The 13,506-nt window shown below is 68.3% G+C and carries 10 protein-coding genes; 4 read left to right on the top strand and 6 right to left on the bottom strand.

Translation table 11 applies throughout. The features are described from left to right. Positions 1–971, bottom strand: a 971-nt coding sequence (apbC, locus tag ACSAMQ_RS17650; protein WP_435396914.1) for an iron-sulfur cluster carrier protein ApbC, incomplete at its 3' end; no start/stop codon positions are given. Between the two features lie 302 nt (positions 972–1,273). Here apbC and ACSAMQ_RS17645 point away from each other — a divergent pair. The 4 genes from ACSAMQ_RS17645 to rnfB all read left to right on the top strand — a co-directional run bounded on the left by ACSAMQ_RS17645 (position 1,274) and on the right by rnfB (position 7,536). Continuing rightward, complete coding sequence (locus ACSAMQ_RS17645; RefSeq protein ID WP_435396913.1) at positions 1,274–4,123, top strand: TonB-dependent receptor plug domain-containing protein; 2,850 nt, start codon at positions 1,274–1,276, stop codon at positions 4,121–4,123. Positions 4,124–4,314: 191 nt separating this feature from the next. Further along, complete coding sequence (locus ACSAMQ_RS17640; protein WP_435396912.1) at positions 4,315–4,752, top strand: DUF2147 domain-containing protein; 438 nt, start codon at positions 4,315–4,317, stop codon at positions 4,750–4,752. A 146-nt stretch (positions 4,753–4,898) separates the two neighbouring features. Further along, positions 4,899–6,995, top strand: coding sequence for a methionine--tRNA ligase (gene metG / locus ACSAMQ_RS17635; protein ID WP_435396911.1), 2,097 nt, complete (start codon positions 4,899–4,901; stop codon positions 6,993–6,995). A gap of 112 nt (positions 6,996–7,107) precedes the next feature. Next, complete coding sequence (rnfB, locus tag ACSAMQ_RS17630) at positions 7,108–7,536, top strand: Rnf electron transport complex subunit RnfB (RefSeq protein WP_435396910.1); 429 nt, start codon at positions 7,108–7,110, stop codon at positions 7,534–7,536. A 372-nt stretch (positions 7,537–7,908) separates the two neighbouring features. On the opposite strand, the gene ACSAMQ_RS17625 is transcribed toward rnfB, so the two are convergent. The 5 genes from ACSAMQ_RS17625 to ACSAMQ_RS17605 form a co-directional block, all read right to left on the bottom strand. Beyond that, a complete protein-coding gene (locus ACSAMQ_RS17625; protein ID WP_435396909.1) occupies positions 7,909–9,123 on the bottom strand; it encodes a TraB/GumN family protein in 1,215 nt (404 codons plus the stop codon). Positions 9,124–9,205: 82 nt separating this feature from the next. Beyond that, positions 9,206–10,183, bottom strand: a complete 978-nt coding sequence (locus ACSAMQ_RS17620) for a DUF1684 domain-containing protein (protein WP_435396908.1) — start codon at positions 10,181–10,183, stop codon at positions 9,206–9,208. Between the two features lie 55 nt (positions 10,184–10,238). Beyond that, positions 10,239–12,128, bottom strand: a complete 1,890-nt coding sequence (gene mutL, locus ACSAMQ_RS17615; protein WP_435396907.1) for a DNA mismatch repair endonuclease MutL — start codon at positions 12,126–12,128, stop codon at positions 10,239–10,241. A 145-nt stretch (positions 12,129–12,273) separates the two neighbouring features. Continuing rightward, positions 12,274–12,603 (bottom strand): hypothetical protein, encoded by a 330-nt coding sequence (locus tag ACSAMQ_RS17610; protein WP_435396906.1) that lies wholly within the window; start codon positions 12,601–12,603, stop codon positions 12,274–12,276. Between the two features lie 37 nt (positions 12,604–12,640). Then, the coding region (locus ACSAMQ_RS17605; protein WP_435396905.1) for an N-acetylmuramoyl-L-alanine amidase at positions 12,641–13,506 on the bottom strand (866 nt) is incomplete at its 5' end.

The following is a 13,506-nucleotide window of genomic DNA, read 5'->3' as shown; positions in this document are numbered from 1 at the left end:
GCCGCCGAATCCGGCGCCGCGGCGACGATCGGCACGCCGGCGTCGCCCTGCTCGCGGATGCCGATTTCCAGCGGCAGGCTGCCGAGCAGGGTCACGCCGTACTGGGCGGCCATGCGCGCACCGCCGCCTTCGCCGAACAGGTGCTCGGCGTGGCCGCAGTTCGAGCACACGTGCACGGCCATGTTCTCGATCAGTCCGAGCACCGGCACCTCGACCTTCTCGAACATGCGCAGGGCCTTCTTGGCGTCGAGCGTGGCCACGTCCTGCGGGGTGGTGACGATGACCGCGCCGGCGACCGGAATCTTCTGCGACAGGGTCAGCTGGATGTCGCCGGTGCCCGGCGGCAGGTCGACGATCAGATAGTCGAGCTCGCCCCAGCGGGTGTCGTTGAGCAGAGTGGTCAGCGCCGAGGTCGCCATCGGGCCGCGCCAGATCATCGGCGTGTCCTGCTCGACCAGCGGGCCGATCGACATCGCTTCCAGGCCGTGCGCGCGCATCGGCTCGATGCTCTTGCCGTCCGGGCTGTCGGGTCGGCCGCTGAGGCCCAGCATCATCGGTACGCTGGGGCCGTAGATGTCGGCATCGAGCACGCCGACGCGGGCGCCGTCGGCGGCCAGGGCCAGGGCCAGGTTCACCGCGGTGGTCGATTTGCCGACGCCGCCCTTGCCCGAGCCGATCGCGATCAGGTTGCGCACGCTCGGCAGCGGCGACAGCTTGGGCTGGACCGTGTGCGACACGATCCGGGTGTTGAGCTCCAGGCTCGCCAGACTCAAGCCCTGGCCGGCGAGCAGCTCGCCGATCGAAGCTTCGAGCCCGGCGCGCAGGCCGTCGAGCGGATAGCCGGCGGTGATCGAGACCGCGGCGCGGCCTTCGCCGACGCCGGCGCGGATGCGCGCCTCGGTGTCGCCCAGGCGCAGATCGGTCTCGGGGATGAATAACGCCGCGATCGCGGCCTGCAAGCTCTCGCTCATGACGGCCGTCCGGCCGTATGGGGGGTCTGGTTGTGCATGGGGACTCTGAATGGGGGGCGGGCCGCTGGGCGGCCGAGACACATGGTAAGGCCTGGCGGGTGGCGCGGCAGCACGCCCCCGGCCCTGCGGGCCGTTCGCCCGGCCAGAGCACCCGGCGCCCGGGCGCAAGTGCTGACCGGTACCCGGTGGCATCCCGATTAACCTCATGTTAATTTTCGCCACAAAGGGAACAACTTCACGCCAGGATCGGCAAATCCAATAAGCCGTCCGCGGAAGTCATTCGCTTTAGGGGGAAACCACCGATGTCCAACAAATCAAACGGCCTGCGTCAAAGCAGGCTGTCACGGGCGCTCGTCGCCGCAATCTTCGTCAGCGCCGGCAGCCCGGCCTATGCCCAGAACCCGGTCGACCCGGCCGCGCCGAGCGACCCGGCGGCGTCAGCCGAGGAGGTCTCCAAGAAGACCACCGACGTCGCCGGCGTCGTCGTCACCGGTTCGCGCATCAAGCGCACGCAACTGGAAGGCCCCTCGCCGGTGACGGTGATCAGTTCGACCCAGATCCAGCGCGAAGGCTTCGTCAGCGTGTTCGATGCCCTGTCCACGCTGACCCAGAACGGCGGCACGACCCAGAACGAACTCAACTCGGCCGGCGGCTTCACTCCGAACGGCAGTCCGGTCAATCTGCGCGGCCTCGGCCCGGGCCGCACGCTGCTGCTGATCAACGGCCGCCGCGCCGCGGACTATCCGTTTCCGTACAACGGCCAGAGCAACTTCCAGAACTTCGGCAGCATCCCCTCGGCGGCGGTGGACCGGATCGAGATCCTGTCCGGCGGCGCCTCGGCGATCTACGGCTCCGATGCCGTCGCCGGCGTCATCAACGTGGTGCTCAAGACCGATTTCAACGGCGACAAGGTCACCGTGCGCGGCGGCACCTCGACTACCGGCGGCGGCGATTTCGGCAACCTGCAGTGGGTCGGCGGCCGCTCCGGCGACAACTGGAGCGTGACCTACGCCCTGGAATATTTCGCCGACGAGCCGGTGTTCGGGTTCCAGCGCGATTTCATGGACTCGGCCGACGACAATCCTCGACCGGTTCCGGAGTTGGGCGTCAATCAGCCGACCGCCTCGTTGCGCCTGAACCGCCCCGGCGGCGCCGCCAACTCCTACATCGCTCCGCCCGCGGGCGTGTGCGATCGCTTCGACGGCGAGTTCGTGCCGTTCAATTACCGCACGGTCGCGGCCGGCACCCGCGCGGTGACCAACGTCGGACGAGCCTGCGGTTCCTGGAACGATGTCGGTTACCAGACCATCGCCAACGGCAACAGCGACTGGTCGGGCTATGCCTACGGGACCTACGATTTCGGCGACGGCCTGCAGGCCTGGTCGAGCCTGCAGGGCTATTACTCCAAGTCGAAGCTGTCCGGCGGCACCGAGGCCATTAGCGGTCCGCACATCGACCGCACCGGGCGCGTCACCACCTGGTTCGACACCGGCTTCAACGCCAACATGAACATGCAGCGCGTGCTGACGCCACAGGAGTACGGCGGCTTCGAGGCGATGTACCAGCGCTTCACCGAGAAGTCGCTCGACGTCGCGTTCGGGTTGCGCGGCACCCTCGGCGACCGCTTCGACTGGGACGTCACCGTCGGTCGCGCCGAATACCGCGCCGACCGCACGCGTCCGCGCCTGGACGGTTCGGCGGTCACCGACTGGTTCTTCGGCCCGCGCCTGAACACCACCGGCACGCCGCGCTACCGGCTCAATCTCGACCGCTTCTACACCCCGCTGACTCCGGCGCAGTACCGGGCGATGTCGACCACGCTCAAGTACGAGGCCGAGTCCTGGGTCAACCAGGGCAGCGCGACGATCTCAGGCGACCTGTTCGACCTGCCGGCCGGTCCGCTCGGCTTTGCCGCGGTGGTCGACTTCACCTCGCAGGGCTACGACCTCAACTCGCCGCGCAGCATCCTGCCGACCGTGGTCGAGACCTACAACCTCACCGGCACCAACGGCGGCGGCGAACGCGACCGCTACGCCGCGGGCGTGGAATTCAGCATTCCCATCCTGCCCTCGCTCAAGGCCAGCCTGGCCGGCCGCTTCGACAAGTACGACGACATCACCGCGGTCGACGACGCCAAGACCTGGGGTTACGGCCTGGAGTGGCGTCCGTTCGACAGCCTGCTGATCCGCGGCAACTACTCGACCAGCTTCAAGGCGCCGGACATGCACTTCGTGTTCAACGAAGGCAGCGGCAGCTTCAACACGGTGCTCGACACCTACCGCTGCCTCAGTGCCGGCTTCGCCGCCTCGACCTGCACCGGTGCGGTCTACAACTACTCGATGTTCGCCACCAGCCAGGGCGAGCCCTCGCTGACCGAGGAAACCGGCGAATCCTGGGGCGCCGGCCTGGTCTGGGACATCGGCGACAGCGTGTCGCTGTCGGTCGACTACTACGACATCAAGCTCGACGATGCGGTCACCACCCTGACTAGCACTTTCATCATGGACAACGAAGGCGGCTGCCGCACCGGCCTGACCCGCACCCGGCAGCCCTACGCCTTCGCTCCGGATTCGGCGTTCTGCCGCGAAGTCACCGGCCGCGTCACCCGCGAGACCGCGCCGGGCGAGCCGACCGACCGGGTGACCAACATCCGCAGCGGCCCGGTCAACCAGTCGCTGTTGCACGTGGCCGGCCTGGACGCCGCGGTGAACTGGCGTTTGAACACCGAGCGCTTCGGCGATTACCGCTGGGAGCTCGGCTGGACCCATACGCTCAAGAGCGAGCGTCAGCTGCTGGCGACCGATCCGGTCGACCGCGACTGGCGCGACGACATGACCAACTTCGACTTCCGCAGCCGCGTCCGCGGATCGGTCTCGTGGCAGAAGCAGGACTGGAGCGCGACCGTCTTCATGACCCGCTACGGCAGCCTGCCGAACTGGCAGGAAACCGGACGCATCGCTCCGTATTTCCTCTGGAACCTGAACGTCGGCAAGCAGATCACCGACAAGGCCAAGGTCACGGTGTTCGTCAACAACGTCTTCAACAAGTTCCACCCGCGCGACAACGGCTACGACGCCTACCCGTACTTCTATCGCTCCTACAGCCCGATCGGCCGCGAAATCTCGGCCCAGCTCGAATACGCCTTCGACTGAACCGGCGATCGGTCCGAAGCCCGGCGCAAGCCGGGCTTCTCTTTGCCGGCGTGAACGGCGTCCGGGCCGACATCCATACCCCGGCGGATGCGGTATAAAGACCGTAACCGCGAACCCCGGCCGGTCCATCGAGCGGTCCCGGACGCGGTCCGAATGAGCTTCGATCACGCCCAATCCCTGGGAGGGGACCCATGCGTACCAAACTGTTTGCACTGTTGCTGCTCGCCCTGCCGATGGCGGCGTTCGCCCAGGCCACGCCGGTCGGTTCCTGGACCACGGTCGACGACAAGACCGGCAAGCCCAAGTCGGTGGTCGAGATCTACGAAGCCAAGGACGGCAGCCTCGCCGGCCGCGTCAACGAAGTCCTGCAGTCCGACCGCGGCCCCAACCCGACCTGCGACAAGTGCTCGGGCGAGCGCAAGAACAAGCCGGTCAAGGGCATGGTGATCCTGTGGGGCATCCGCAAGGACGGCGGCAGCTGGGCCGGCGGCCAGATCCTCGACCCGGCCACCGGCAAGATCTATTCGGTCAAGGTCACCCCGATCGACGGCGGCAAGAAACTCGAAGTCCGCGGCTTCATGGGCTTCTCGCTGCTCGGCCGCACCCAGACCTGGATGCGCCAGCAGTAAGCGCCGCGCCGGTCCGCGACCCACGGAAACCCGGCCGCTGCGCCGGGTTTCTTTTTGCGCCGGCGCCGGCCCCGGACCGCGCGGTCCGCCACGGCCGGCGCGCAGGCCCATGCCATAATTCACGACCACCCACGGCACCCGTACTCATGTCCCGCGAAATCGTCGTCTCCAACGCCCTGCCCTATGCCAACGGGCCGCTGCACCTCGGTCATCTGGTCGGTTACGGCCAGGCCGACATCTGGTGCCGCGCGCAGCGAATGAGCGGCCACCGCGTCCACTACATCTGCGCCGACGACACCCACGGCACCCCGATCATGCTCGGCGCCGAGAAGGCCGGCCTGACCCCGGAAGCGTTCATCGCCGGCGTCCAGGTCAGCCACGAGCGCGATTTCGCCGATTTCGGGATCAAGTTCGACCACTACGACTCGACCCACTCGGCCGGCAACCGCACCCTGACCGAAGGCTTTTACGCGCGCCTGGACAACAGCGGCCACATCACCCGCCGCTCGGTCGCGCAGTTGTACGACCCGGTCAAGGGCATGTTCCTGCCCGACCGCTACGTCAAGGGCATCTGCCCGAACTGCGGCACCCCCGACCAGTACGGCGACAACTGCGAGAACTGCGGCGCGACCTATGCGCCGACCGAGCTCAAGGAGCCGCGCTCGGTGGTCAGCGGGGCGACGCCGGAGCTGCGCGAGTCCGAACACTTCTTCTTCGAGGTCGGCCATTTCGAGGGCTTCCTGCGCGAGTGGCTGGCCGGCGACGTCGCCACGCCCGGGATCAAGGCCAAGCTGCACGAATGGCTCGATGTCGACGGCGGCCTGCGCGCCTGGGACATCTCGCGCGACGCGCCCTACTTCGGCTTCGAGATCCCCGGTCACCCGGGCAAGTACCTCTACGTCTGGCTCGACGCGCCGATCGGCTACCTGAGCAGCTTCCAGGCCCTGTGCGAACGCGAAGGCCTGGACTTCTGGTCCTACCTGGCGCGCGACAGCGAGGCCGAACTGCACCACTTCATCGGCAAGGACATCGTCACCTTCCACGGCCTGTTCTGGCCGGCGGTGCTGCACGGCGCCGGGTTCCGCGCGCCGACCCGGTTGCACGTCAACGGCTACCTGATGGTCAACGGCGAGAAGATGTCGAAGTCGCGCGGCACCTTCATCCAGGCCCGCACTTATCTGGACGTCGGCCTCGACCCGGAAGCGCTGCGCTATTACTTCGCCACCAAGACCAGCGGCGGCGTCGAGGACATCGACCTCAACCTGTCCGACTTCGTCGCCCGGGTCAACGCCGACGTGGTGGGCAAGTTCGTCAATCTGGCCAGCCGCTGCGCCGGTTTCATCGAGAAGCGTTTCGACGGACAGCTGTCGGCGACCCTGCCGGATGCGGCGATGTACCAGCGCTTCGTCGCCCAGCTCGGCCCGATCGCCGAGGCCTATGCGCGCAACGAAGCCGCCAGCGCGGTGCGCCTGACCATGGCTCTGGCCGACGAGGCCAACAAGTACATCGACGAGCACAAGCCCTGGGTGCTGGCCAAGCAGGACGGCGCGGAAACCCATCTGCAGGCCGTGTGCACGCAGGGCCTGAACCTGTTCCGCGTGCTCGCCGCCGCGCTCAAGCCGGTGCTGCCGCGCGTCTCCAGCGAAGCCGAGGCCTTCCTCGCCGCGCCGGTGACGCTGTGGCACGACCTCGCCGAGCCGCTGCTCGACCACAAAATCGGCGCCTACGTGCCGCTCTTCACCCGCATCGACACGAAACTAATCGACACCATGATTGAATCCAGCAAAGAATCCCTCGCCGCCTCGGCGCCGGCAGCCGTCGTCGCCGATGGCAAAAACCCGGGTCCTGCCGTCGCCGCTGCGAGTTCAACGCCGGCTGCCGTGTCCTCGAGCACGAATGCAGCGGGCGTCGCGACGGTTGGGATCGACGATTTCGCCAAGCTCGACCTGCGCATCGGCACGGTGCGGGTGTGCGAATTCGTCGAAGGCTCCGACAAGCTGCTGCGCTTCGAACTCGACGCCGGCGAACTCGGCACGCGCCAGATCTTCTCCGGCATCCGCGGCTCCTACGCCGAGCCCGGCCGGCTGGTCGGCCGCAAGGTGGTGTTCATCGCCAACCTGGCCCCGCGCAAGATGCGCTTCGGCATCAGCGAAGGCATGATCCTGTCGGCCGGCTTCGACGGCGGCAGCCTGCACCTGCTCGACGTCGACGGCGGCGCCGCGCCGGGCATGCCGGTGAAGTGACGGGTCGAGACCGAGGAACGAGTGGCTAGGAACGAGGAACGAGTAAGGCCGTAATGCGCCGCGCCGATCCATCGCCACTCGTTACTAGTTCCTCGCCTCTGGTTACTAGCTTATGGATCTGACCGAGCGCCTCGACCGCCTCCTGCCGCAAACCCAATGCGGGCAATGCGGCTACGCGGGCTGTCGCCCCTACGCCGAAGCGATGGCGCGCGGCGAGGCCGGGATCGATCACTGCCCGCCCGGCGGCGACGCCGGCGCACGCGCCCTGGCGCGCCTGCTCGGCGTGCCGGCGCGGCCGTACGACCGCAGCCGCGGTGAGCACAAGCCGGCGCCGGTCGCGCTGATCGTCGAAGCCGATTGCATCGGCTGCACCAAGTGCATCCAGGCCTGTCCGGTCGACGCCATCATCGGCGCGGCCAAGCACATGCACACGGTGATCGAACCGCTGTGCACCGGCTGCGAGCTATGCGTGCCGGCGTGTCCGGTGGATTGCATCGTGCTGGTCCCGGCAACCGACGCCAGCGTCGTAGGCGCTCAGTAGCGCGCGACGCACTGGTCCGTATCGCCGGCGGGCTCGTCGTCGGAAGCCCCCCTCGCCCCGTTTACAAAGGGGACGACCAGCGGGCGGATGCATCGAAATGGATGAGCGGAAATCGTCGGCGAGTTCCGGACATCATCGCGCAGACCGGCGAAGCGCCCGCCGCTCTGCTACCGTCATTCCAGCGACGGCGGGAATCCGGATACTTCAACCTCGTACCTCGATGAGGCCCTGGAGAATCGGCGGTCGCCGAAACAGAAACGAACCAGCCTTTGCGGGACTGGCGATGCCATGGCCGCCTCATCTCAACTGGGCACTGTGCTTAGCGGCTGCGCATGCTTGCCTGTTGGCGAGCGACTCTCGCTCGACCGAGGTTTACTTCACCGGCTCTGGTTGGGTTGGCTCTTGCTCGATCGCCTCGGCCTCGCCCGTCGCGCGCGCGTTGCCGTGCTTGTCGTTGCCGTGCCTGCCCGTATCGGGCTTGCTCGTATCGGGCTTGCTCGTATCGGGCTTGCTCGTGCCGTCCTTGCCGGCCTGGTCTTTGCCGCGCTTGCCGTCGGCCGGTCTACCCGCCTCCTTGGCGGCGAAGGCGCGCTCGGCGCCGATCACCGGCACCGCGCCGTCGGCCGGTGCACCCTCGGTCGGTGCGCATACCGAGCACACGCGCTCGACCGTATAGCCCTTCGTGCGCAAACGCTCGACCAAGCCGTCGTTGCCGAGCAAGTGCAGCGAGCCGACCACCACCAGGGTGTCGCCCTGCCTGGACTCGTCCAGCATTTTCTGGATCTGCGGCACCCAGGCTTCGTTGCGTTCGACGTTGACCATCCGGTAGGTCTCCGGGGTCTTCTGTTCCATCTCCACGCGCGCCTTCTCGTCTAGCTTGGCGAGGTCGGCGTTGCGCCAGGCCGCGTGGATGTCGTCGAGCATGCCCGGCACGTCCTCGGGCTTGTCGACGAACTCGCGCAGCGCGGTGATCTGCTCGGGCAGCGGACCCGAATCCATGACCTGCAGCTGCGACTCCATGGTCTCCAGGCCCGCGGTCGGCTTGCCGGCTTCGGCCGCCTGCCGCATCAGGTATTGATCCAGGCCCAGTTGCGGGCTGAAGCCCATCGACTGGGATACGCCGAGCACCAGCGACAGGTTGACGAACCAGGGTTCCAAGGCGTCGAGCTGGGCCAGCGAGCTGCCGTTCTTGGCCAGCACGCGGTTGAGCTTTTCGCGCAGGTCGGCCGGCAACACCTTGCTCAGGGTGCGGCCGTCGTCGTAGCGCGCACGCGCCATGAAACGCTGCGGCACGCTCGGATCGAACATCTCCTCCGGCGCGACCTCGAACACCAGCTTGCCGGCGCCGGCGAAGGCCTGGTCGATGTCCGACGACAGCGGGTAATCGTCGGCGCGCAGCAGATGGAACGAGCCCAGCAGATAGACCGAGTTGTCCTGGTCGGAGACTTTCCACAGCAAGGGCACCGGCGGCGCCTTCGCGGTCGCCGCGGGGGCGTCGCCGGCGGCGATCGCGGTCGCCGAGGTCAGCGATGCGCTGAGCACCGAGGCGGTGAACAAGGGCAGGACGAACAACTTCAGGAACCGCATGGGCAGACTGATCCTTGGGTCGGCGACGCGAAGGTCGGACTCGGTAGTAGGGAGGGCGATGCGCCGCGATGAGGCCGCGGCCTCACGAGGCCTGCGCGGTGGCGCTCGCGGCTGGCGCGGTGTCTTCGTGCTTGTAGGTCTTCTCGCCGGCGGCGATTTCGAGGTCGAGACGGTTTTCCGCCGGCGGCAGCGGACAGGTCGCGAACGCGGTGAACGCACACGGCGGGTTGTAGGCCTTGTTGAAATCGACCGTCACCAGCCCTTGCAGGTTCGGCCGCGCGACGTCGAGGAAACGGCCGGCGCTGTAGCTCTGGTGGCCGCTGGTGCGGTCGGCGAACACCAGCAGCAGCTCGTCGCCGCCCTGGTCGAGCGCCTCGAGGCGATAGGTCCGGCCGTCGCGCTCGAATTCGATCGCGCCCGGGTTCGGAGTCGCCTCGATGGTGCCGATGATGTTGACGATGTCGATGCTCTTGCCCGGCGGATGGGCGATGAACTTCGCGCTGAGCTTCCAGTCCTGCCGCGGCTCCCAGTAGTCGATGCCCTTGAAGCCGGTCAGGGTCGGCGCCTGCGCATGGCGCGCGCGCAACAGATAGCGGTCGCCGCGCTTGATCACGGTCAGGATGCCCTGGCCCTCGTCGAAACCGATCTTGCTCGGTCCGGCCGGATAATCGTCGGCGAGCAGGTTGACCGCGCCCTTGAGCGGCTGGTCGTTGAGGGTCAGCGACAACCCGCGCTCGGGAATGAAACGCAGGCGGCCCTTGTTGAGCGACAGCAGGCCGAAATGGGCCGGGCCGACACCGAGCCGGATGCCGTTGTCGGGATCGCTGCCGAAATAATGCGAGCCGGCATCGATCGGATACAGGCCGACCAGGCTGGCCCAGCCGTCGGGCTTGAGCAATTCTTCCTTGCGTTGCTGGCGCCACAATTGCTGGTCGCGGCTGAAGTCGTCGCTGGCGGCGACCGCGCGCGCCACCTCCCGCTTCTGCTCGGCCTGTTGTTCGGGCGAGTCGCAGGCGGCCAGGCCGAGCAGCAACAGGACCGACAATGCCGGCGCGGACATCGCGCCCGTCACGGCGCGTGCAAACCCAGGTGCAAAGTTGCGTGCAACGGTCATCTCAACGGCCTCGCAGGAACCAGCGGTCGATCTCGGGCAGGCTGAAGCGCGCCCAGGTGGGGCGGCCATGATTGCATTGACCGGAGCGTTCCGTAGCCTCCATCTCGCGCAACAAGGCATTCATTTCCGGCAAAGTGAGACGCCGGTTCGCGCGTACCGCGCCATGGCAGGCCATGGTCGAAAGCAATTCGTCGCGGGCCGCCGCGACCCGGCGCGACTCGCCGTGTTCGCGCAGGTCGGCGAGGACGTCGCGCAGCAAGGCCTCGACGTCGCCGTGGGCCAGCAAGGCCGGCACCGCGCGCAGGGTCAGCGACTGCGGGCCGCTGCGGGTGACTTCGAATCCGAGCGCGAGCAAGGTGGCTTCCTCGCGCTCGGCGACTTCGGCCTCGCGCTCGGACACCGCCAGGCTCGCCGGCACCAGCAGGGGCTGGGTGCGCAGGCCTTCGCCGTCGTGGGCGGCCTTGAGTTTTTCGTAGCCGATGCGCTCGTGGGCGGCATGCATGTCGACCACGATCAAGCCTTCGGCGCTTTCGGCGAGCACGTAGATGCCATGCAACTGCGCGACCGCGTAACCGAGCGGCGGCAAGGTCTCGTCCTCGCTGTGCGGCAGCGCGCCCGACGGCTGGCTCGCCCCGTTCGCCTCGCGCGGCGGCATCGCATAGGCGCTGCCGCTGCCTGCGCCGTAACCGCCGCCGGCATAGCCGCCGCCCGCAGAACCGCCACCGCCGTTGCCGTTGCCGTTGCCGTACAGAGCGGCGTAGCCGGCGCGGGTTTCCTGCACCTGCAAGCCGAGCGGCGCCTGCGGGCGCCAGGCGTACATCGACGAACCACCCGCCGCCGCGACCGTGGGCTCGGCACCGGCCGGCGCCTGCTGGGCCATGCCGGCGCGGGTCTCGGCCAGGGCATCGTTGAGGGTGCGGTAGACGAAGTCGTGGATCAGGCGCGCATCGCGGAAACGCACCTCGTGCTTGGCCGGGTGCACGTTGACGTCGACGCGGCGCGGGTCGAGTTCCAGGAACAGCACGTAGGCCGGCTGGCGGCCATGGAACAGCACGTCGGCGTAGGCCTGCTTGACCGCGTGGGCGATGCTGCGGTCGCGCACCGCGCGGCCGTTGACGTAAAGGTATTGCTGGTCGGCGCTGGCGCGGTTGTAGGACGGCTGGGCGATCCAGCCGTGCAGCCGCAGGTCGGCGCCGCTGTGTTCGACGCGCAGCGCATTCTTGGCGAACTCCTCGCCGAGCGCCTCGCTGATGCGGGTGTCCGACAGGCCCATGTCTACCAGATCGCCCTCGCCTTTCCAGCGCCGGGTCGGCTTGCCGTTATGGGACACGCGCAGCTCGACGTCGGGCCGGGCCAATGCGAGCTGGCGCAGCCACTCTTCGATGTGGCCGAGTTCGGTGCGCTCGGCCTTGAGGAATTTGCGCCGCGCCGGCACGTTGAAGAACAGGTCGCGGACTTCGACCGTGGTGCCCTGCGGATGCGGCTTCGGCGCGATCTCGCCGACCCGGCCGCCGTCGACTTCGAGCGTGGCGCCGCGGTCTTCGCCGACCCGGCGCGAGGACAGGGCGAAGCGGCTGACCGAGGCGATCGAGGGCAAGGCTTCGCCGCGGAACCCCAGGGTGGTCACGCCTTCGAGATCGTCGAGCGAAGCGATCTTGCTGGTGGCATGGCGCGAGATCGCCAGCGGCAGTTCTTCGGGCGAGATGCCGGCGCCGTCGTCGCGGATCCGGATCAACCGCACGCCGCCCTCTTCCAGGTCGATGTCGACCCGGCGCGCACCGGCGTCGAGGGCGTTCTCGACCAGTTCCTTGACGACGGAGGCGGGGCGTTCGACCACTTCGCCGGCGGCGATCTGGTTGATCAGGGTGTCGGGCAGTTGGCGGATGCTCACAGGCGGCATTCGGTGCGCGGGCACCATCGGGGGACGGGGATCGATGATAGCCGCTGGGGGGCGGATGCCGCGATCCGGAGCTTGCGGTTCGAGCGGTTTCGCGGCGGGGCGCCTCGGCGGGGCTACGCCGGAAAGCCGCGGCGCGTCAGCGACGGCCGGTCGCGCTCAGCGCAGCGCGCAAATCCTCGACGGTCACCGGCAGTTGTTCGGCAGTGAACGCGAGCGCCGCGTCGAGCCCGGCGAAGCTGCGCCGGACATAACGGAAGTACAGGTCGGTCGCGTCTTCGTAGCGTTCCAGATAGTCGTCCAGCCCCACGCGCAGCCTGCCGTCGAGCGGTTTCAGGAAGTACTCGCGCACCGCGGCTTCGCCCTCATGCTCGTAGCGCCGGGTCAACCACACGGTTCGGCCTTGCGCCAGCGCACGCTTGATCGCCTCGCGCAGCGCCGGCTCAAGCGATAGCAGGCGCTCGGTCATCGAATCGCCGTTCAGGACCGCGCCTACGGCAAGCCGTTCAGGGGCTGCCGCCGCCCCCGAACCCGCCCGGCGAAGGCAGTTGCGCCTCGGCGCGCGCCGCGTACATCGTGCCCGGCGGCGGCTGGCGGGTGAAATAGGTGTTGACGCCGTCGAGCACCGCCCGCGCCAACGCGCGCTGGTGCGAGGGATCGGTGAGGCGGCGCTCTTCTTCCGGATTGGAGATGAAGGCGGTCTCGACCAGCATCGCCGGCATGTCCGAGGTGCGCAGCACCGCGAAGTTCGCCCGCTCGATATGCGGCTTGTGGTTGTAGCCGACCTGCTTGAGGCCGCTGAGCACGTGCCCGGCCGCGTCTTCGGACGCCTTCATGTGGCCGCTCTGGGTGAGATCGAGCAACACCGAGGTCAGGGTGTTGTCGGCCTGTTGCAGGCGCACGCCGCCGACCAGGTCGGAGGCGTTTTCCTTGTCGGCCAGCCAGCGCGCGCGCTGCGAGGACGCGCCCTTGAGCGACAGCACGTACACCGACGAGCCCTTGGCCGAACGGTTCTCGGCGGCGTCGGCGTGGATCGAGATGAACATGTCGGCCTTGGCCTGGCGCGCCAGCTGGGCGCGGCGCGGCAAGGGGATGAACACGTCGGTGTCGCGGGTCATGTAGGCCTTGAGGCCGGGCGTCGCGTTGATCTGGCGCGCCAGTTCGCGGCCGATCGCCAGGGTCACGTCTTTTTCGCGCTTGCCGGACTGGCCGATCGCGCCGGGGTCCTGGCCGCCGTGGCCCGGATCGATCGCGATCACCAGCGGGCGCATGCCGCGGCCGCGCATGACGTCCTTGAGGGTCTTGACCGCGCCGGCCGGCGGGAGGCTTTCCGGCATCGCGGCGGCCGGGGCCGGCGCCGCGGCCCCGGGCA

Source organism: Lysobacter sp. 1R34A (genome assembly GCF_051217035.1).
GTDB lineage: Bacteria > Pseudomonadota > Gammaproteobacteria > Xanthomonadales > Xanthomonadaceae > Lysobacter.
The sequence above is the reverse complement of the archived record's forward strand: the minus strand, read 5'-3'. Positions and strand labels throughout refer to the sequence as shown.